The sequence below is a fragment of the Coriobacteriaceae bacterium genome (genome assembly GCA_025757745.1).
Classification (GTDB): domain Bacteria; phylum Actinomycetota; class Coriobacteriia; order Coriobacteriales; family Coriobacteriaceae; genus Collinsella.
In genome coordinates, this window is sequence record CP107217.1 from 159,290 (window position 1) to 177,790 (window position 18,501).

Annotated in this window: 15 protein-coding genes; 12 read left to right on the plus strand and 3 right to left on the minus strand. The window is 61.6% G+C overall.

Annotated features, from left to right (window positions below):
- Positions 1-38: 38 nt before the first annotated feature.
- The 5 genes from OGM60_00615 to OGM60_00635 are packed head-to-tail and all read left to right on the plus strand — an operon-like array spanning position 39 to position 5,665.
- Positions 39-2,921 (plus strand): proton-conducting transporter membrane subunit, encoded by a 2,883-nt coding sequence (locus OGM60_00615; protein ID UYI99324.1) that lies wholly within the window; start codon positions 39-41, stop codon positions 2,919-2,921.
- 12 nt (positions 2,922-2,933) lie between these two features.
- A complete protein-coding gene (gene nuoB, locus OGM60_00620) occupies positions 2,934-3,521 on the plus strand; it encodes an NADH-quinone oxidoreductase subunit NuoB (GenBank protein ID UYI99325.1) in 588 nt (195 codons plus the stop codon).
- Positions 3,521-4,222, plus strand: a complete 702-nt coding sequence (locus OGM60_00625) for an NADH-quinone oxidoreductase subunit C (protein ID UYI99326.1) — start codon at positions 3,521-3,523, stop codon at positions 4,220-4,222. Before nuoB ends, OGM60_00625 begins: the two co-directional genes overlap by 1 nt.
- Before the next feature lie 5 nt (positions 4,223-4,227).
- Complete coding sequence (locus OGM60_00630) at positions 4,228-5,316, plus strand: nickel-dependent hydrogenase large subunit (GenBank protein UYI99327.1); 1,089 nt, start codon at positions 4,228-4,230, stop codon at positions 5,314-5,316.
- A gap of 7 nt (positions 5,317-5,323) precedes the next feature.
- On the plus strand, positions 5,324-5,665 hold the full coding sequence (locus tag OGM60_00635; protein ID UYI99328.1) for a 4Fe-4S dicluster domain-containing protein: 342 nt from the start codon (positions 5,324-5,326) through the stop codon (positions 5,663-5,665).
- Positions 5,666-6,225: 560 nt separating this feature from the next.
- On the opposite strand, the gene OGM60_00640 is transcribed toward OGM60_00635, so the two are convergent.
- Positions 6,226-6,855, minus strand: coding sequence for a response regulator transcription factor (locus OGM60_00640; protein ID UYI99329.1), 630 nt, complete (start codon positions 6,853-6,855; stop codon positions 6,226-6,228).
- A complete protein-coding gene (locus OGM60_00645; protein UYI99330.1) occupies positions 6,852-8,108 on the minus strand; it encodes a histidine kinase in 1,257 nt (418 codons plus the stop codon). The genes OGM60_00640 and OGM60_00645 overlap by 4 nt, the downstream gene beginning before the upstream one ends.
- A 100-nt stretch (positions 8,109-8,208) precedes the next feature.
- Between OGM60_00645 and OGM60_00650 the strand changes: the two genes are divergently transcribed.
- The 6 genes from OGM60_00650 (at position 8,209) to OGM60_00675 (ending at position 16,423) form a co-directional block, all read left to right on the plus strand.
- On the plus strand, positions 8,209-9,147 hold the full coding sequence (locus OGM60_00650; GenBank protein ID UYI99331.1) for an ABC transporter ATP-binding protein: 939 nt from the start codon (positions 8,209-8,211) through the stop codon (positions 9,145-9,147).
- Between the two features lie 9 nt (positions 9,148-9,156).
- The gene (locus OGM60_00655; GenBank protein ID UYI99332.1) at positions 9,157-10,344 is read left to right on the plus strand and encodes an ABC transporter permease; all 1,188 of its coding nucleotides are present in this window, start codon (positions 9,157-9,159) and stop codon (positions 10,342-10,344) included.
- Positions 10,331-11,536: an ABC transporter permease gene (locus tag OGM60_00660; protein ID UYI99333.1), complete on the plus strand. Its 1,206-nt coding sequence runs from the start codon at positions 10,331-10,333 to the stop codon at positions 11,534-11,536. The genes OGM60_00655 and OGM60_00660 overlap by 14 nt, the downstream gene beginning before the upstream one ends.
- Positions 11,537-11,719: 183 nt before the next feature.
- Positions 11,720-12,433 carry an ABC transporter ATP-binding protein gene (locus OGM60_00665; protein UYI99334.1) on the plus strand — a complete coding sequence of 238 codons (714 nt, stop codon included), beginning with the start codon at positions 11,720-11,722 and terminating at the stop codon, positions 12,431-12,433.
- An 8-nt stretch (positions 12,434-12,441) separates the two neighbouring features.
- Entirely contained in the window at positions 12,442-15,108 is a 2,667-nt protein-coding gene (locus OGM60_00670) for an ABC transporter permease (GenBank protein ID UYI99335.1), read from the plus strand.
- A gap of 109 nt (positions 15,109-15,217) precedes the next feature.
- Positions 15,218-16,423, plus strand: coding sequence for a DUF362 domain-containing protein (locus OGM60_00675; GenBank protein UYI99336.1), 1,206 nt, complete (start codon positions 15,218-15,220; stop codon positions 16,421-16,423).
- A gap of 164 nt (positions 16,424-16,587) precedes the next feature.
- Here OGM60_00675 and OGM60_00680 read toward each other — a convergent pair whose 3' ends face one another.
- The gene (locus OGM60_00680) at positions 16,588-17,553 is read right to left on the minus strand and encodes an alpha/beta hydrolase (GenBank protein UYI99337.1); all 966 of its coding nucleotides are present in this window, start codon (positions 17,551-17,553) and stop codon (positions 16,588-16,590) included.
- A 186-nt stretch (positions 17,554-17,739) separates the two neighbouring features.
- Here OGM60_00680 and OGM60_00685 point away from each other — a divergent pair, with 186 nt between their 5' ends.
- Complete coding sequence (locus OGM60_00685) at positions 17,740-18,423, plus strand: hemolysin III family protein (GenBank protein ID UYI99338.1); 684 nt, start codon at positions 17,740-17,742, stop codon at positions 18,421-18,423.
- Positions 18,424-18,501: the final 78 nt, after the last annotated feature.

Consider the following 18,501-nt stretch of genomic DNA (forward strand, 5'->3'; position numbering starts at 1 on the left):
TAAACAATTGCAGCGTTTTTGCATGGGGGAGTGATGGTATGACGCTACTGTATTTCCTTACCCTGTTTCCGCTGGTACCGGCGCTGGGCATGCTGCTCACGCGAGGTGACCGCGCCCGCGATGCAGTGGGGCTCATAGGCTCCGGCATCATTATGGTGGTGACAGTTGTAGTCGCCGTCATGTTTTTTGGAACGGGTCCGCAGAGCTTTGAGGTTGCCCCCGGCACCTCGCACGTGCTCTCCGTCATCAGCTCCGTCATCGACGTCATCCTGTGTGCCGTCATCCTGTACAACGCGTACAAATATAGGAACGCGCTCACCACGGTGCTCGGCATAGTCCAGCTGGTGGGCTCGCTCGTCTTTGCAGCCATGACGCTGCCCGCGGCCGAAGCCGTCACGGCGACGCCGCTCTACCTGGATTACATGAGCGTGATCATGGTCCTCGCCATTGGCATTGTCGGCAGCCTTATCTGCGTGTATGCCCTGGGCTACATGAAGGACTTCCAGGCCCACGACGAGCACGAGGCCGCGCTGCGCAGGCAAACCGCGCCCGACCGTCGCCCGCAGTTCTTGGCGCTCATGTTCCTGTTCCTCTCGGCCATGTTCGTCATCGTGATAAGCGACAACCTTGAGTGGCTGTTCTGCGGCTGGGAAATCACCACCGTGTGCTCGTTCCTTATGATTGGCTACACGCGCACGCCCGAGGCCATCAAGAACGCCTTTACCCAAATCATCCTCAACATGCTGGGCGGCATCGCGTTTTTGGTCGGACTCATGTACCTGCACGTTAACGGCATGCCGCTGACCATCTCGGGCATGATCGAGCTTTCCGGCACCGGAACCGCGCAGTCCGCGCTGCTGGTGATGCCGGTCATTCTGCTGTCGCTCGCCGCACTCACCAAGGCCGCACAGATGCCGTTCCACACTTGGCTGTTGGGTGCCATGGTTGCACCCACTCCCACGAGCGCCCTGCTGCACTCGTCAACCATGGTCAAAGCCGGCGTGTTTCTGATGGTCAAGCTGAGCCCACTCTATGCCATCTATCCCGTGACCGGCTTTATGGTCACGAGTGTGGGCGCCATCACGTTTTTGCTCGCTGCCCTCATGGCCATCTCGCAGAGCAATGCCAAACGCGTGCTCGCGTACTCCACCATTTCCAACTTGGGCCTCATCAACGCCTGCTTGGGTGTCGGCGCGCCCGAGGCCGTGTGGGCCGCCATCTTCCTGATCCTGTTCCACACGGTGGCAAAGTCGCTGCTGTTCCTGTGCGTGGGCACGGCCGAGCATCATATCGGCAGCCGCGATATCGAGGACATGGATGGCATGTTCAGCCGCATGCCGCACCTGACGCGCCTGATGATGCTGGGCATCATGGGCATGTTTGTGGCGCCGTTTGGCATGCTCGTGTCCAAGTGGGGCGCCCTGGTGGCATTTGCGCAGACCGGCAACGTGCTCATGATCATGGTGCTTGCCTTTGGCTCGGCCGCGACGTTTTACTTCTGGGGCAAGTGGCTTGCTAAGCTTTCGGGCGTCGATCCCACGGCTCAAAACGTTGAGGTCAATGTCCATAAGACCGAATGGATGGCGCTCAACACCATCGCCGCGCTGCTGATTCTGTGCTGCGTGGCGTTCCCGGTTATCTCGAGCGGTCTGGTGTCGCCCTACCTCGCCATGGTGTTTGGCCGCGTGCCGTACGTTATTGGCAAGGACGCCATGTATCTGATGGTGGTCATCGTGGCGTTTATCGCCGTGGTGCTGCTGACTTCATTCCGCGTGAGCAACAAACCGCACGTCAACGTATATCTTTCGGGTGTGGGAACCGACAATTACCGTCATTTCCGCGGCTCGATGGGACGCGAGGTGAAGGCCGAAAAGCGCAATTGGTACTCGGAGGACGCCCTTGGCGAGAAGCGTATTGGCCCCGCGGGTAGTGTTGTTTGCTGTGCCATCATCCTGTTTGCGCTGCTGTGCTGCGCGTGGATTGGGCCCGAGAGACTCGCCATGAGTGCGCCCTCGGTGCTGCGCGGCAAGTATTTTGAAGGCTCGGGCGTCGTGGGCATTTTTATTGGCACCGTGGCGTTTGCCTTGATTGCGCCGCTTGTGGGCGGCCTGATCGACGGCGTTGACCGCAAACTTTCGGCTCGCATGCAGGGCCGCGTGGGCCCGCGCTTGCTGCAGCCCTTCTACGACGTTGCCAAGCTGCTGCGCAAGGCTCCCGCCAGCGTAAACACCATGGACGATACTTATATGGCATGCGCGCTCATCTTTACCGTGGTGGGCGGCGGCATCTTTGTGTCGGGCTCCAACACGCTGTTATGCGCCTTTATGGTGACGCTTGCCGCGATCTTTGTGGTGCTGGCGTCCGCCTCGACGCAAAGCCCGTTTGCCCAGGTCGGTGCCGACCGCGAGCTGCTGCAGGTTATGAGTTACGAGCCCGCCGTTCTGCTGATGAGCGTGGGCCTGTACCTTGCCACCGACAGCTTTGATTCCATTGCCGTGACGGGGCAGTCGGCCCCCATCATCGTGTACAGCGCGCCCATTTTCCTTGCGCTGCTCGCGGTGCTCACCATCAAGCTGCGCAAGTCGCCGTTCGATCTTTCGTACTCGCATCACGCGCATCAGGAGATTGTCCAGGGCGTCGCCACCGAGATGAGCGGCGGCACGCTGGCCAAGATGACCCTTATGCACTGGTGCGAGACCGTGCTGTTTTTGATGTGGGTGGGCATGTTCTTTGTCTGGGACAACCCGGTGAGCTGGGTCGTAGCCCTGGTCGTGATGGCCGCGACGTATTTTGTCGAGGTGCTGATCGACAACACCTTCGCACGCAGTACCTGGCGTAGCTGCTTTAAGCTCGGCTGGGGCGTGGCACTGGTGTTTGGCCTGCTCAACCTTATGCCCATCCTCGTCGACGTGTTTATTTAGGAGGCGGCATCCATGGATCATAAAATGTCGCGCTCGCCGTGGGTTATTCATTACGACGGCTCGAGCTGCAACGGATGCGATATCGAGGTGCTGGCCTCGCTCACGCCGCTGTTCGATGCGGAGCGCTTTGGCGTGGTCAACACCGGCAATCCCAAGCATGCGGACATCTTTTTGGTGACGGGGTCGGTCAATGCCCAGAACCTGCCCGTCGTGCGCCAGATCTACAACCAGATGCTCGAGCCCAAGTGCGTGGTGGCGTGCGGCATCTGCGCGTGCTCGGGCGGCGTGTTTCGCGATGCCTACAACGTGATCGGCGGCGTGGACCGCGCGATTCCCGTGGACGTGTACGCGCCCGGGTGCGCCATTCGCCCCGAGACCGTGATCGATGCCATTGTGGAGGCGTGCGGCATCCTTGATCAGAAGGAGACCGTGATGCGTGCCGGCGGCGACCCGCTTACCGTAGGCGGCGCTGCTACCTGGGACGGTGGCGTTGAGCTGGGCGAGGACGGGTTTGTGGCTGCGGTGGCCGGGACTGATGGTGCCGGTGACGCGCCTGTCGGGAAGCCCGCCGCGCCCGCCGCTGCGAAGGAGGCCGAGTAATGCAAAAGGCAATCTATACCACCGTCGGGATCGACGAGCTCCTGGCGCATGTGCAGGCGCTCAAGGGCGCCGGCGCGCGCTTTGTACAGATGCATGCCGAGCGCTGTGTGGACGACGGATCGTATCGCCTGGTCTATACGTTTATCAACGTCCGCGCTGCGCAAGAGCAGATCGCGCGGGACGGAAACTATGCGATTGAGAACCTGGTGGTCGAGGGTATCGACCAGTACCAGGAGATTCCGTCCATCAGCTCGTATTACCCCGCGGTGTTCCCGTTTGAGAACGAGGCCCACGACCTGTTTGGTCTTGCCGTCACCGACATGCAGATTGACTTTAAGGGCTTTTTCTACCAGGTCTCGACGTCTGAACCCATGAGCGTTATCACGCCCGAGGTGAAGGCCGCGCGCGAGAAGGCCATGAAGGTCCGCGCCGCCGCCGAGGCCAAGGCGCGCAAGGCCGCTGCCGAGAAGGCCGCCGCTGCTGCGGGGGAGGGCGCTGGCGGTGCCGCGGGCGCTGCTGCCGCCCAGCCCGCTGCGGCTGCCGGCTCCGATGCTCAGCATGACGATGCCGCTGCGAAGGCCGCGCTCAAGGCCGCCGAGCTGGAGGCAAAGCTCGCCGCCATGGATCCCGAGAAAGCGGCCAAGGTCCGCGCGGCGCTTGCAGCCAAGGCCGCCCGCGACAAGCAGAAAAAGGAGGCGTAAGGTCCATGGCACATCGCTCCGTTATCCCGTTTGGCCCGCAGCACCCGGTGCTGCCCGAGCCGCTTCATCTGGACCTGGTGATCGAGGACGACCGCGTCATCGAGGCAATTCCGCAGATCGGCTTTGTGCACCGCGGACTCGAGAAGCTCACCGAAAAGCGTGACATGCACCAGTTTGGCTACATCGCCGAGCGCATCTGCGGCATTTGTGCCGTGGGTCACAGCTGCGGCTATGCCAGCGCCTGCGAACGCATGCTTGACATCGAGGTGCCCGGCCGCGTGCAGTATATCCGCACCATTCTGCATGAGCTTTCGCGCATTCACTCGCACCTGCTGTGGCTGGGCCTGCTCGCCGATGCCTTTGGCTTCGAGGCGCTGTTCTATCGTTCGTGGACCCTGCGCGAGCAGATTCTCAAGATCTTTGAGAGCACCTGCGGCGGGCGCGTGATCCTTTCGATTAACGAGATCGGCGGCCTTAAGCACGACATCGAGGACTCCGAGCTGGCGGGTATTGTCCAGACGCTCGATGCCATGCGCCCCGACTACGAGGCCCTGGTGCATACGTTTTTGGACGACGACAGCTGCGGCGAGCGCCTGCATGGCGTGGGCGTGATCAGCAAGAAGGACGCGCTGGATCTGTCGATGGTCGGCCCGTTCGGTCGCGCCTCGGGCGTGGATTACGACGTGCGCATGCTCGGCGACGGCGCCTATGCGGATCTGGCCGCGTTTGAGCCCGTCGTTGCTGCCGATGGCGATTGCTATGCCCGCTGCCAGGTGCGCTGTGCCGAGGTCACGCAGGCCATGGACATCATTAAGGAGCTTGTGGGCAAGATTCCGCACGACGGTATCGGCGGGCGTACCAAGCTCACGCCGGCCGACGGCGCGCGCGGCGAGGTTGTGATTGAGCAGCCGCGCGGCGAGGCGTATTACTATGTGCGCGGCAACGGCACCAAGAACCTGGACCGCTTCCGCGTGCGCACGCCGACGTCGCAGAACCTGGCGGGTCTGACGCATGCGCTGCAGGGCGTGCTCCTTGCCAACGTGCCCATGATTATCCTGACCATCGACCCCTGCATTAGCTGCACGGAAAGGTAGGCGCGGCATGAGTTTACTGACATTTGCCAAGACGGCCTTGGGTTCTATGGTCAAGCAGCCGGTAACGGTGTGCTATCCGCAGGAGAAGCTGACGGCGCCCGAGCGCTTGCGCGGGCATATCGTCAATGACATGGACGTGTGCATTTGCTGCGGCATGTGCGCGAGCCGTTGCCCGGCGGGCGCGCTCGCGGTCGATCGCAAGGGCGGTACCTGGTCGATTGACCCGTACGCCTGCGTGGTGTGCGGCGAGTGCATCGAAAGCTGCCCCAAACATTGCCTGAGCATGGACACCGCCCGCACTCCAGTTGCGGCGGACAAGACTCCCACGGTAGAAACTAAGTCGGAGTAGCGCTGGAATAGAGCTGGAATAGGGGCCGGTGGGGCAAAATTGCCCCACCGGCCCCGCGCGTGAACGCGCGGCTGGGCCGCCGCGAACAAAACTATGCCGGATTACGGGGCTGGATTGCGAACCTCCGACCATATCGAAAACCGCGAAATTAAAACTGCAGGTAGACGAACCGTCATTTTGCAGAAAACGCGGGTATGGATGAGGGCCCCGACTTTAGCCCCGTAATCCGGCATAGTTTTGAAATGCCACCATATCAGTACCAGCCCCTGATCTCCCGTGGACAGAGGGAAACGGATCATTTTGGTCCCGCGAGGCTTGCGGAGGCACTCGTGCAGGGCCGCCCGAACAAAACTATGTCGGTTTACTACGATGAATTCGACATTCCCGACCATGACTGCATTTTTCTAAATATTGCAAGCGCTCTACCTGCGGTTTTGCAAGCGCGCAATTTGCTGTGGTTGAAGGTTGGCGATTCATCGTAGTAATCCGGCATAGTTTTGAAATGGCGTTAAATCGGTAGCAGCGATTTTGCTATGCCGGGGGGCTCGGTCTTTGGGCAACTACCCTCGCAGGTAGGCGATGGCGATCTGCGTGCGGTTGCGCAGGCCCATTTTGGCAAGGATCGAGCTGATGTGGTTGCGCACTGTGCCTTCGCCCATATAAGCGGTGGCGGCAATCTCCTTGTTGTCGAGGCCGCGGGCGATGAGCTCGGCGACTTCGAACTCGCGGTCGGTCAGGCTGACAAAGGCCGCGGGCCGGCGGGTCGCGCCGGCCTCGACGTCCGCCCCATCAAAGTTGATATCCTCGATCGCCTTACCTTCGAGTACGCGTTTGCCATCCATGACCTGCGCTAACGCTGGCGGAATGGCGGCGACATCGGTTTTGATCAGGTAGCCGCGGGCACCCAGTTTGAGCGCCGACACAATGTACTCGTCATCCGGGAATGTCGTCAGAAACACCACGCGCGCCGCAGGGTCGCGCTCGAGGATCTCGCGTGCCGCCGATAGGCCGTCGCGTCCTGGCATCTGAATGTCGAGCAGCGCGATGTCGGGTGAGTACTCGGTGTAGAGCGCCACCGCATCGTTGCCGTTGGCGCCGGTACCCACCACCTCGATCTGCGGCTGGGCGCCCAGGATAATCTTGAGCGAATCGACCACCAAGCGGTCGTCGTCGACAACGATGAGCCTCATCGGTCCTCATCTCCTTGCTGTTTGGGAACGGTGGCAAACACGCGCCAGCCGCCGACGCCGGCGCGCGGACCGGCGGTGAAGGTGCCGCCAAGCGCCTCGATGCGCTCGCGCATGGAGGCGAGCCCCATGCCCTCCGCGGCGCCACGGCCGATTGCTTGGACCCCGCCCACGCCATCGTCGGTAACGATGAGCTGGTAAAACGACGGATGCTCCATGCACCGTACGGTGGCAGTATGGGCGCAAGCGTGGCGCATGGTGTTGGAGAGCGCCTCGCGCAGGACCGCCGCAAAGCAGTTCGCGACGTTTGCGGGCGCATGTTCGGTCATAACTTCAAGCTCAATCTGCGGGCCGCCGTCCGAGCGCGCGCCTTCAACAATGCGTTCGAGCTGCACGGAAAGGTCGACGGCGTTGTCGTTGAGCGCGTGGACGCTGGTGCGCACAAGCTGGAGCGCCTCGTCAACCGTGCGTTTGACGTCGGCGAAATCGACGGCGACGCCGGGCTCGTCGGCGTGGATCACGCGCAGGGCTTCGGCTTGTAGCGAGGCACGCGTGAGCTGGTGTCCGACGTTATCGTGGATTTCGCGCGCGATGCGGGCGCGTTCGGCGAGCGTCGCGAGCTCGACTTCGTAGTCCTGGCGGTCGGCAAGATCGCGGTTGCGCGCCTCCAGCGCCAGAGCTCGTTCTTGCAGCTCGTCGCGGATACGGCGCATGCGCTGCTGTTCGCGCTCCAACTGGGCGGTACGTAGCGATAACAAGGTGGCGGCAACCGAAAGGATGGTGGTCAGCAGGAGCGTTCGGGCGGTGAGCTCGTCGGCGCGAAGGTCCGCGACAAGCGCAAAGGTAAAGACGGAGCCAATGCTCAGTGCGATCCAGGCGTGCTCGCGGCGCACGCGTCGCGCGATGTCATAGAGGGCGAGAGGCGCAAACGGCACAAACGGCGGCACGAAGACAGCCGCGATGATGTAAGCGTAACTCGCGGCCTCGCTTACGCGGCGCGTGCGTTCCCCCTGTGCGACCTCGGCCAGCGAGGTGGCAATAATGCCAAGGCAAAACGCCGCGACCAGGCGAGCGTCCACAGCAAGACCCATGGCGGCCGCAATACAGCACGCCAGCACGATCGATTTGTCGAAAAGCCTGTTCATACGGGTATTGTACGCGAAGCCGCGCGTGGTGGAGGGACCGCCTGCGCAACTGTGACATTCCTCCCACGCGGCAAAGCGGCGTCGATCGCTCGCGCGAGCGGGGGTTTTCACCTCTGCCCCCTCGCACTCGTGACAAAGCTCACTGGCGCGCGCCGGCGGCTCCTGCGATGATGCAATCGTACCGGGCTGCAATCAACAGAAGGGCCGCCTCATGACAGACATCGTCCACGTCGAAAACCTCGTCAAGCGCTACGACGATCTTATCGCGCTCGACCACTTTAACCTGAGCATCGCCCCCGGCGAGATCTTTGGCCTGCTCGGACCCAACGGCTCGGGCAAGACCACGTCCATCAACTGTATTCTGCAGCTGCTCGCTTACGACAAGGGCACCATCGAGCTGTTCGGCGAGCCCATGACACCCGCCCGCTACGACCTCAAGCGCCGCATCGGCGTGGTGCCGCAGCAGGTGGCGGTATTCGACGAGCTCACGGTGCGCGAGAACATCGACTATTTCTGCAGCCTCTACGTCAACGACCGCAAGCGCCGCCGCGCGCTGGTGGACGAGGCGATCGACTTTGTCGGGCTGGGCGACTTTACCAAGTTCCGCCCCGGCAAGCTCTCGGGTGGCCTGGCGCGTCGCCTCAACATCGCCTGCGGTATCGCGCACAAGCCCGAGCTCATCTTTTTTGACGAGCCCACGGTGGCGGTCGACCCGCAGAGCCGCAACGCCATCCTGGAGGGCATCTGCCGCCTGCGCGACGAGGGCGCCACGGTGGCGTATACCAGCCATTACATGGAGGAAGTCGAGCAGATCTGCAGCCGCATCATGATCATGGACGGTGGGCGCGTGCTGGCACAGGGCACCAACGACGAGCTCAAGCGCATGATCCAGATGGGCGAGCGCGTGACCGTCGAGGTCGGCGCCGTCGAGCCCGTCACGGTCAAGCGGCTGCGCGCCCTCGAGCACGTGCTCAGCGTCGAGCTGTCCGGCGGCGAGCTCGTCTGCACCTGCGAGGCGAGCCCACACAATCTGGTTGACATCCTCGACACGCTGCGCGCCGCCGACGTGGCACTCGGCCGCGTGTGGAGCGAGCCGCCGACCCTCAACGACGTGTTTCTTGAGATCACCGGCCGCGAGCTGCGCGACTAGGGGGCGGCCATGTTCAACACCATTATCATTACGGTCAAGACGCTGCTGCGCCGGCCGAGCACGTGGGTTTGGGGCGCGATCTTTCCCATTGCGCTTTCAACGATGTTCATGTTTATGTTTGCGAACCTGAGCTCCGACGGCAAGGTCGACCCGGTGCCGGTAGCCGTCGTGGCTGACGAGGCCTGGGACGCCTCGACCTTTAAGGACGTGGCGACGTCGCTTGCCAAGGAAGGCGACGACCAGCTGCTCGAGATCCACGAGTGCGACGATGCAGCCGATGCGAACCGTGCGCTTAAGGCCGGCGAGGTCGCGGGCATCTATACGGTCGACGACGCGGGCACGCCCAACCTCACGCTGCTTTCGAGCTATGACAACTCGCGTGCGTCGTCGGTGCTCACCGACCGCAGCATTTTGGAGACGGTGGCAAGCTCGTATACGCAAAATGCCGAGCTCATGTCCCAGATTGCCCAGGACAACCCGGCGGCGCTCGCCGACCCGGAGGCGGTTGCGCGCGCCCTGTCGCTCGAGGGTGGCACCCGCCGCGTAAGCCTGACACGCACCACGCCCGATGGCACGGTCATTTACTACTACGCGCTCTTTGGCCTGGTCGCGATGATGTCTGCCGAGTTTGCCGCCTTGAGCGTCGTCGATCTGCAGCCCAATCTGTCGGGCCTTGGTGCGCGTCGCTGCGTGGGCGGTCTTTCCAAGACGACGTCGCTGGCCGGCATTTTTGTCGGCTCGTGGCTGGTCTCCTTTGCCTCGATGGCAATCGCGATCGGCTACGTGCGCCTGGTCGTGGGCGTCGACTTTGGCGGGCGCGAGGGGCTGTGTCTGGTGGGCGGTGCCGCCTCCGCGCTTGCCGCCACGGGCCTGGGACTCTTTGTGGGCACGCTTCCCGTTAAGGGCGGCAAGGCGTCCAAGTCCGGCATCCTTACGGGCTTTGCCACCACGTGCGCTTTGTTCGCCGGGCTCTACGGTGAACCGGCGATGGCGCTTGCCGATGACGTTGCCCGCGCCTGCCCGGCCGAATGCTGGCTCAACCCCGTCAAGCTCATCTGCGACATGTTCAACCGCCTGTATTTCTTTGAGGACTTGGGCCCCTTTGCCGTTCGCGCCGGCGCGCTGGTCCTTATGGCGCTGCTGTTCGTTGCCGCCGCCACGCTGATCTTTGGAAGGAGCCGCTATGAGCACCTTTAAGACCGCGCTTCGCATGGCGCTGGCGCACCCGTTCTACCTGCTCATCTACACGGTGTTCATCTCACTGATGGGCGTATTCATCGCGGCATCGGTGAGCTGGAACTCGTCGCAGCTTACCGAGTACAAGCCCTACGACACCAACGTGATCGTGGTCGACCGCGACGACAGCGACCTTTCGCGTGCGCTTACCAAGCATCTGGGTTCGCGTTTTGAGCTGGTCACGGGCATCGGCGACGATACATACGATCTTGCGGACGCGCTCTCCAAGAGCAATAGCGCCAAGGGTAGCGCCGACTGCGTGTTCTTTATCCCGGAGGGGTTTGAGGGTGACCTTGTTGCAGCCGCCCGCGCGGGGGAGTCTCTGCCCAAGCTCGATGTGACCTACGGCGCCGGTACCATGGCGGCAGCGCTTTCGTCTGCCGAGGCCTCGCGCTGGATCTCGCTCGCGGGCGCTGCGGCCGCACTTGAGCCCGCCGCCTCTAACGGTAGCGTCGCCAAGGCTGCCGAGCATGCGGCCGCGAAGCGCGCCAAGGTCGAGATCGAGCAGGTCAAGGTTGACTCGACAGCCGCCGCCACGCTCGAGTCGTATTTCAACTTTGGCGCGTACGCGATTATCTCGTCGGTCATCGTGTCGGTGGGATTGGTGTTCTCGGGCATGAACGAGCCCGAGCGCGTGCGCCGCATGGATGCCGGCCCGGTCTCCGAGCGCCAGCGTTCGCTCGCCGTGTTTGCGGCCGCTGCCGTGCTCACCGTCTGCATTTGGCTCGTGTCGAGCATGATGGGCGTCGTGGGCTTTGCCGGCGCGGTTGCCGAAGTCGGCGTGGGCCGTGTGTGCCTGGCGCTGGCGGCGACGTTTGCCCTGGCGTGCACGCCGCTGGCCGTTGGCTTTGCGCTTTCGAGCCTGGGTGCGCGCGAGGAGTTGCTCAACGGCGTGGGCAACCTGCTCGGCGTGCTCATGACGTTTTTGGGCGGCGCCTGGATGCCCCTGTCGCTGATGGGCCCGGCCGTGCAGACGGTGGCGCATTTTGTGCCGACATATTGGGTGAACGACGCGATCAGCAAGGCACTTGCCTCGGATTTGACGTCCGCCGTGCTGGGGGACATCGCCTGCGACCTGGGCGTCACGGCACTCTTCGCCGTGGCCATCGCCGCCGTAGGCCTCGCCCTCGCACGCACCAAATCCCGCGCCTAGCCACCTAGTCATTGGGTACTCATTGGGGACAGACTTAAATGAGTGGTTTCAGTCATTTAAGTCTGTCCCCAATGAGTACCCAATGACTGGTTTGGAAAAAATCGCGCACGTCGCTTAAAAATAGTTCGCCCAGGTTTACTATTACCCTAGAAAAGTAGCAGAAGGCTAACAACGGGGGATAGCATGGCAACGCGGGAAGCCTATGTCCAGGTCAAAGGGCTCAAGAAACACTACGGCGACGGTGACGCGCGTCTGACGGTACTCGATGGCATCGACACGTCCATCAACCGCGGAGAGGTCTGCGTCATGCTGGGGCCTTCGGGCTCGGGCAAGTCGACATTTCTTAATCTGATCGGCGGCCTGGAGGATGCCGACGCCGGCTCTATTCTGGTGGACGGCTGCGACCTCACGGTGCTCAAGCCTGCCGACCTGGGCGAGTATCGCCGCCGCGAGCTGGGCTTTGTCTTTCAGTTCTACAACCTGGTGCCCGACCTCACCATCAAGGAAAACATCGAGGTCACGGCGCACCTGTCCAAAAAGCCGCTCAACATTGACGACCTGCTGCGTTCGCTGGGTCTCTACGAGCACCGCAACAAGTTCCCGCGCCAGGTCTCGGGCGGCCAGCAGCAGCGCTGTGCCATCGGCCGCGCGCTCGTCAAAAACCCGGGCCTGCTGCTGTGCGACGAGCCCACGGGCGCGCTTGACTACAAGACGTCCAAGGAAATCTTGCAGCTCATGGAAGACGTCAACCGCGAGTACGGCTGCACCGTCATTATCGTCACCCACAACGCTGCCATCGCCCGCATGGCCAATCGCGTGCTGCGCCTGCGCGACGGGCGCATCGTCGAGGATGAGCTCAACGAGTCGCCCGTCGCAGCCGCCGAGCTCGATTGGTAGGCGGCGCCATGACACCTCTCGCAAAACGTCTCCCGCGCGAGCTGCGCCGCAATATCGGTAAGTACCTGGGCATCTTTTTGCTTATGTGCGGAAGCATTGCCCTTACATCGGGCTTTTTGCTTGCGGCGCATTCCATCGGCTGCCTTATCGACGACATGCGCGATGCGTACACGATTGAGGACGGCCGCGTGACCACCTCCTTCGAGGCCACCAAAGACCAGCTCAAGGCAGCCGAGGACGCGACAGACGACGTCGGCGGCGTCACGCTCTACAAGAATTTCTCCATCGACGCCATCATCAAAAAGACCGCCGGCGACGACGGCACCAAGCGCACGCTGCGCACCTATGCGCACCGCACCAAGGTCGATATCGCGTCCTACTGTGAGGGCAGGGAACCCAAGGCGGACGACGAGGTGGCCATCGACCGTGTCTTTGCCACCAATAACAACCTGTCCGTGGGCGATAAAGTCGAGCTCGAGGGTCGCACCTACACCATCTGCGGCATCATGACCCAGCCCGATAGCCAGGCGCTGTTCCTCAACAATTCGGACTTTACGGTGAACACCATCACCTATGGCGTGGCCGAGGTCACCGACGCCGGCTTTGCCGCGCTCGAGGATGCCGGCGGCGCGCCTGCCTACACCTACTCCTTTACCTTTACCGACCGCGACCTCTCTACTGCGGATCGCATCGATGCGGAGCAGGATATGGTCGAGGCGCTGACCGATGTCGATGCGCGCGTGGACGATCTGATCGATGCCGATTCCAATCAGGGCATTGGCTATGCGCGCGACGACGTGGACGGCGACTCCATGATGTGGACGACGTTGCTCGACATCATCATCGTGATCATGGCGTTTGTCTTTGTGGTCCTTACCGACGCCACCATCGAGGAGGAGAGTGCCATCATCGGCACGCTGCTCGCCAGCGGTTATCGCCGTCGGGAGATCGTCCTGCACTACCTGGCACTTCCCGCCATCGTGGGCGTGGTCGCGGCGCTTTTGGGCACTGCGCTCGGCGTTGTGTTCTTTACCGAGCCCATGCGCGGCCTCTATTACGGTTCGTACAGCCTGCCGCCCTTCCAGGTGTATTGGAGCTGGGAGATCTTTGTGAAGTGCGCCGTGGTTCCTGCCGCCGCGCTCATTCTCATCACGCTGGTGGGCCTGCTTCGCAAAATGGGCAAGACGCCGTTGCAGTTCCTTCGTCACGAGGCGAGCGGTAAATCGGGTACCAAGCGTGGCCTGCAGCTGCCGGAGCGAATGGGCTTTGTCTCGCGCTTCCGCCTGCGTATCTTCCTGCGCAACCTGGGCAACTTCGCCACGCTCTTCGTGGGCATTGCGTTCGCCTCGCTGCTGCTGCTCTTTGGCCTGGCGATTCTGCCCACGATGACGCACTACGCGGACAACCTCGAGACGAGCCTGGTCGCCGAGCACCAGTACACGCTCAAGGCTCCGCTGGAGCTCGAGGGCACCGCCGAGGTGCGCGAGCAGTGGTCGGCACTCGAGCGCTTGCAGTCGGTTGACGGCGCGCTGCTTTCCGCCGCTCAGGATGCCGATGACGAGCTTGACGACGCGGCCGATGCGGCGCAGGCGGCAGCCGATGCCGCGACCGCATCTCCGTCTGCCGAGAGCCTGACCGCGGCGCAGGATGCGCTTGCCAAGGTCCAGGACAAGAAGGATGCGCTTTATGCGCGCCTCGATGACCTTGCCGATGCCCTCGGCTGCAACCGCGACGAGGCTATCGACCTGATCGACAAGGCCTCTAAGATTGACGCTGACAACGACGATATCCACCCGGTCAATACGATCGACAATGGTGCAAGCGCAATCGCGCAGGCCGAGAAATACGCCGTCTACCAGCTGCAATACGACCGCGGCGATGGAAATGGCGAGGAGACGATTTCCGTCTACGGCATTTCATCCGACTCGCGCTATTGGAAAGACCTCAACGTCGGCGACGGACGCGTCGTCTTTGGCGGTGGCTTGCTCGACAAGTTCGGCTGGAGCGAGGGCCAGAAGGTCACGCTCAGCGACAAGTACGAGGGCGAGCATTATTCCTTTGAGTACGCGGGCAAGGACTGTGCCTGGGGCTCCAAGTCGGATATGAATGTCTATATGAGCATCGACGACTTTAACGAGCTGTTCGACAACGACGCCACCTACTTTAACGGCTATGCGAGCAACAAGAAGCTCGACCTCGATGCTCGTTACTTTGCCGGCGACACCACGCCCGACGACATGCGCGCCGTGGGCGACCAGTTCATCGGCATGATGAGCAAAATGATCGGCATGATGGTTGGACTTGCGGTGTTCATCTTCCTGCTGTTTATGTACCTGCTGACCAAGGCTGTGATCGACCACAGCGCCCGTTCGATTAGCTACATGAAGGTCTTTGGCTATCGCGAGAGCGAGATCTCGCATTTGTACATCCGCTCGATCACGCTGTGCGTGGTGGCGTCGCTCGTGCTGAGCCTGCCGGTCATTATTGGCTCGCTCACGGCCATCTTCCGTTCGATGCTGCTCGCCTATAACGGCAATATCGAGATCTATGTGCCCGCTTGGTCCATGGCGGCGTGCGTAGGAATCGGCTTTGCGACCTACCTGGTCGTGGCGCTGCTGCACACGCGTTCTATCAAACGTGTGGGCCTGGCCGAGGCGCTCAAAGTCCAAGAGTAGTCATTTAAGAACGTCCCCAATGACTAGGTTCCGTACTTGACTTTAACTCTGCTTTAACTGGTACCATCCTCTATGTCTGTAACGCCATATAGACCGAGGGGATATATCTATGACCGCAACTGCACCCGCAGCACCCGCTAAGGTGTACTTCACCAACCTGCGCACGCATGCTCGCGAGAGCCAGCTCGACAAGCTCAAGCGCCTCATACGTCACGCCGGTATTGAGCAGATCGACTTTGAGAACAAGTTCGTCGCCATCAAGATTCACTTTGGCGAGCTGGGCAACCTGAGCTTTTTGCGCCCCAACTACGCCCGCGCCGTCGCGGACGTGGTGAAGGAGCTGGGCGGCAAGCCCTTCCTCACCGACTGCAATACGCTCTATGTCGGTAGCCGCAAAAACGCGCTCGAGCACATCGACACTGCCTACCAGAACGGCTTTACCCCGTATGCCACGGGTTGCCAGATTATCATCGCCGACGGCCTCAAGGGTACCGACGAGGCGCTCGTCCCGGTCGAGGGCGGCGAGTACGTGCGCGAGGCCAAGATCGGTCAGGCGCTCATGGATGCCGATATTGTGATCAGCCTTACCCACTTTAAGGGTCATGAGCAGGCCGGCTTTGGCGGCGCCATGAAGAACCTGGGCATGGGCGGCGGCAGTCGCGCCGGCAAGATGGAGCAGCATGCCGCCGGCAAGCCGAACGTCGCGACCGAGCACTGCGTTGGCTGCCGTGCCTGCGAAAAGATCTGCGCGCACAACGCCATCTCGTTTGGCGATACCCGCGAGCGCGAGCTTGCCAACGGCAACACTCGCACGGTGCACGTGGCTGCCATCGACCACGATCGCTGCGTGGGCTGCGGACGCTGCATTGCGGCATGCAACCAGGACGCCATCAAGCCCGGCTATGAGGCCGCGGCCGACGTGCTCAACTGTAAGATCGCCGAGTACACCAAAGCCGTTGTCCAGGATCGTCCCAGCTTCCACATTTCGCTGGCTATGGATATCAGCCCCAACTGCGATTGCCATCCCGAAAACGACACACCTATCGTCAACGATATCGGCATGTTCGCGAGCTTCGACCCGGTCGCCATCGACCAGGCCTGCGCCGACGCCGTCATGGCGTCCGAGCCGCTGCCCAACACCGAGCTTACCGATAGCGCGGCCAAGATGGAGCACAACCACGAGCATCTGGAGGGCGAGCAGGCCAAGGATCCCTTCTGCATCACGCATCCCGACACCGACTGGCGCGTGTGCATCGCGCATGCCGAGAAGATCGGCCTGGGCACGAGCGAGTACGAGCTCATCGAGGTCAAGTAGCGTCGTCCTATTGGACAAACCAAGCGCCTTTGTGGCGTTAGTTGAGTAAAAGCCGCCCACGAGCACAACGCTCGCGGGCGGCTTTTTGGAAGTGCGGCGAAAAATCGAACCCCGCCGACCACAAACCGTTTTTTGGCAACAAAACCCCAGACGTTGCTTTTTGCCTAAAAATTCTTGTCGAGGAAGTTGTCGACCGTGTCCCAGTAGAGTTCGGGGTCGACCTGCGCGCTCTTGGCGTGGGTGGCGCCATGGATGGTGAGCTTTTGCTTGACCTTGCTGGCGCACGCGTCGTAGTTTTGGTCGAGCATATCGTACGGCACAAAAGTGTCTTGGTCGCCGTGGATAAACAGCATGGGAACCGTCGCGTGTTTGAGTTGCTCCACACTGCTCGCCTTATGAAAGTCGTAGCCCGCGCGCACGTTGCACACCAAGTTTGCTACATCGAGCAAGGGAAAGCTGGGCAGGCCGAACACGTCCTTGAGCTGCAGAGAAAACTCGTCCCAAACACTTGTATAACCGCAGTCCTCGATAATGCATTTCACGTTTGCGGGCAGAGATTCCCCCGCGACGTTCATGGCAGTTGCCGCACCCATCGACTCGCCAAAGACCAGGATGCGCGCCTCGGGGTCAGCCTGAACGATTTGCTCGATCCATGCGACGATGTCGAGGCGCTCGGGCCAGCCCATGCCGATATAGTCGCCGCCGGAGCGCTCGTGGGCGCGTGCGGCGGGTGCGAGTACGTTCATGCCGCGGTCGTGGAATCGCTTGACGTATCGGGCCATACCGATGGGCTCGTTGGTATATCCATGCAGGCAGACGGCGTAATCGTGTGCGCTCTCCGACGCAGCAAAATACCAGGCGGCAAGCTCGGTCCCGTCGTTCGCGGTGAGGCTGCTGCTCTCGCGGTTTTCCTTAAACCACGCCCGTGCCTCGCCCTCCTCGGCGTCCATCTGCTCGCCCTTTTCGGCGTCCTTGCCATCCTGCATCATCTTCATGGTGTACGGCGCTTGGGGGTTCAGGGCAAAGTCAAACAAAAAGTTGCCGGCAAACCCCAGCAGCGCGACAACGAGCACCAGCGCAACGACGCCGGCTATCTTGAGCTTTCGATGGGAACGTGCGTTTTGAGACATAAGAAGCTTTCCTATAAGATGTTAATACATCAACATTTAATGCAAGCGCATTATGGACGTTCGCCGTTGATGCGTCAACAGGCAAAGAATGGGTAAACAAAGGGTCACGTATGGTGCAAATTTCGCACGTACCCAGACGCTTTGATATAGTGTTGAGAACTCTTTACGTTGGAGGATGTAACCGGCATGTCCGATTCGAGCGACAGTTCTAAGCCGCGACCCAAGACCGCGGCCGTTCCACACTACACCATGGGCGAGGAGATCATGAACTCCGTCACCCATGGTGTTGGCTGCCTGCTGGGTATCGCGGGCCTGGTGCTCCTGATCGTATTCGCCGCCCTGCGCGGCGGAGGCCCGGCCCACATGGCCGCGGCGATCGTCTATGGCGTAAGCATTATCCTTGAATACTTGGCCTCCACGCTTTACCACGCGATTCAGTCCGCGGGTGCCAAGCGCGTATTCCGCATCATCGACCATAGCTGCATCTACCTGCTCATTGCGGGCAGCTATACGCCGTTTTGCCTCATTACACTGGCAAACGACGGCGGCGCTGTGCTGTTCTTTGCCGTATGGGCCATCGCCATTATCGGCATCGCCCTCGAGTGCTTTATGCGCGAGCGTCAACCGCACTGGGTAAGCGGCCTGGTCTACCTGCTGATGGGCTGGCTCGTCGTCTTTAAGCTGCCCGAACTTGTGGCACTGCTCAGCCCCGTGGCACTTGCCCTGCTCGCCGTCGGCGGCGTGTGCTACACCGCGGGCGTGCCGTTCTATATCGCCAAAAACGTGCGCTATCTTCACAGCGTGTTTCACCTGTGGGTGCTCGCCGGCAGCATCTTCCAGTTCATGGCGGTGATTCTCTTCGTAATCTAGCGACCACGCCTGCGCACCCGCGTCCTTGTTTGGGCGCCGGTGCAATTGCCGTATCCGCCGTCAACGTTTTAATCCGAC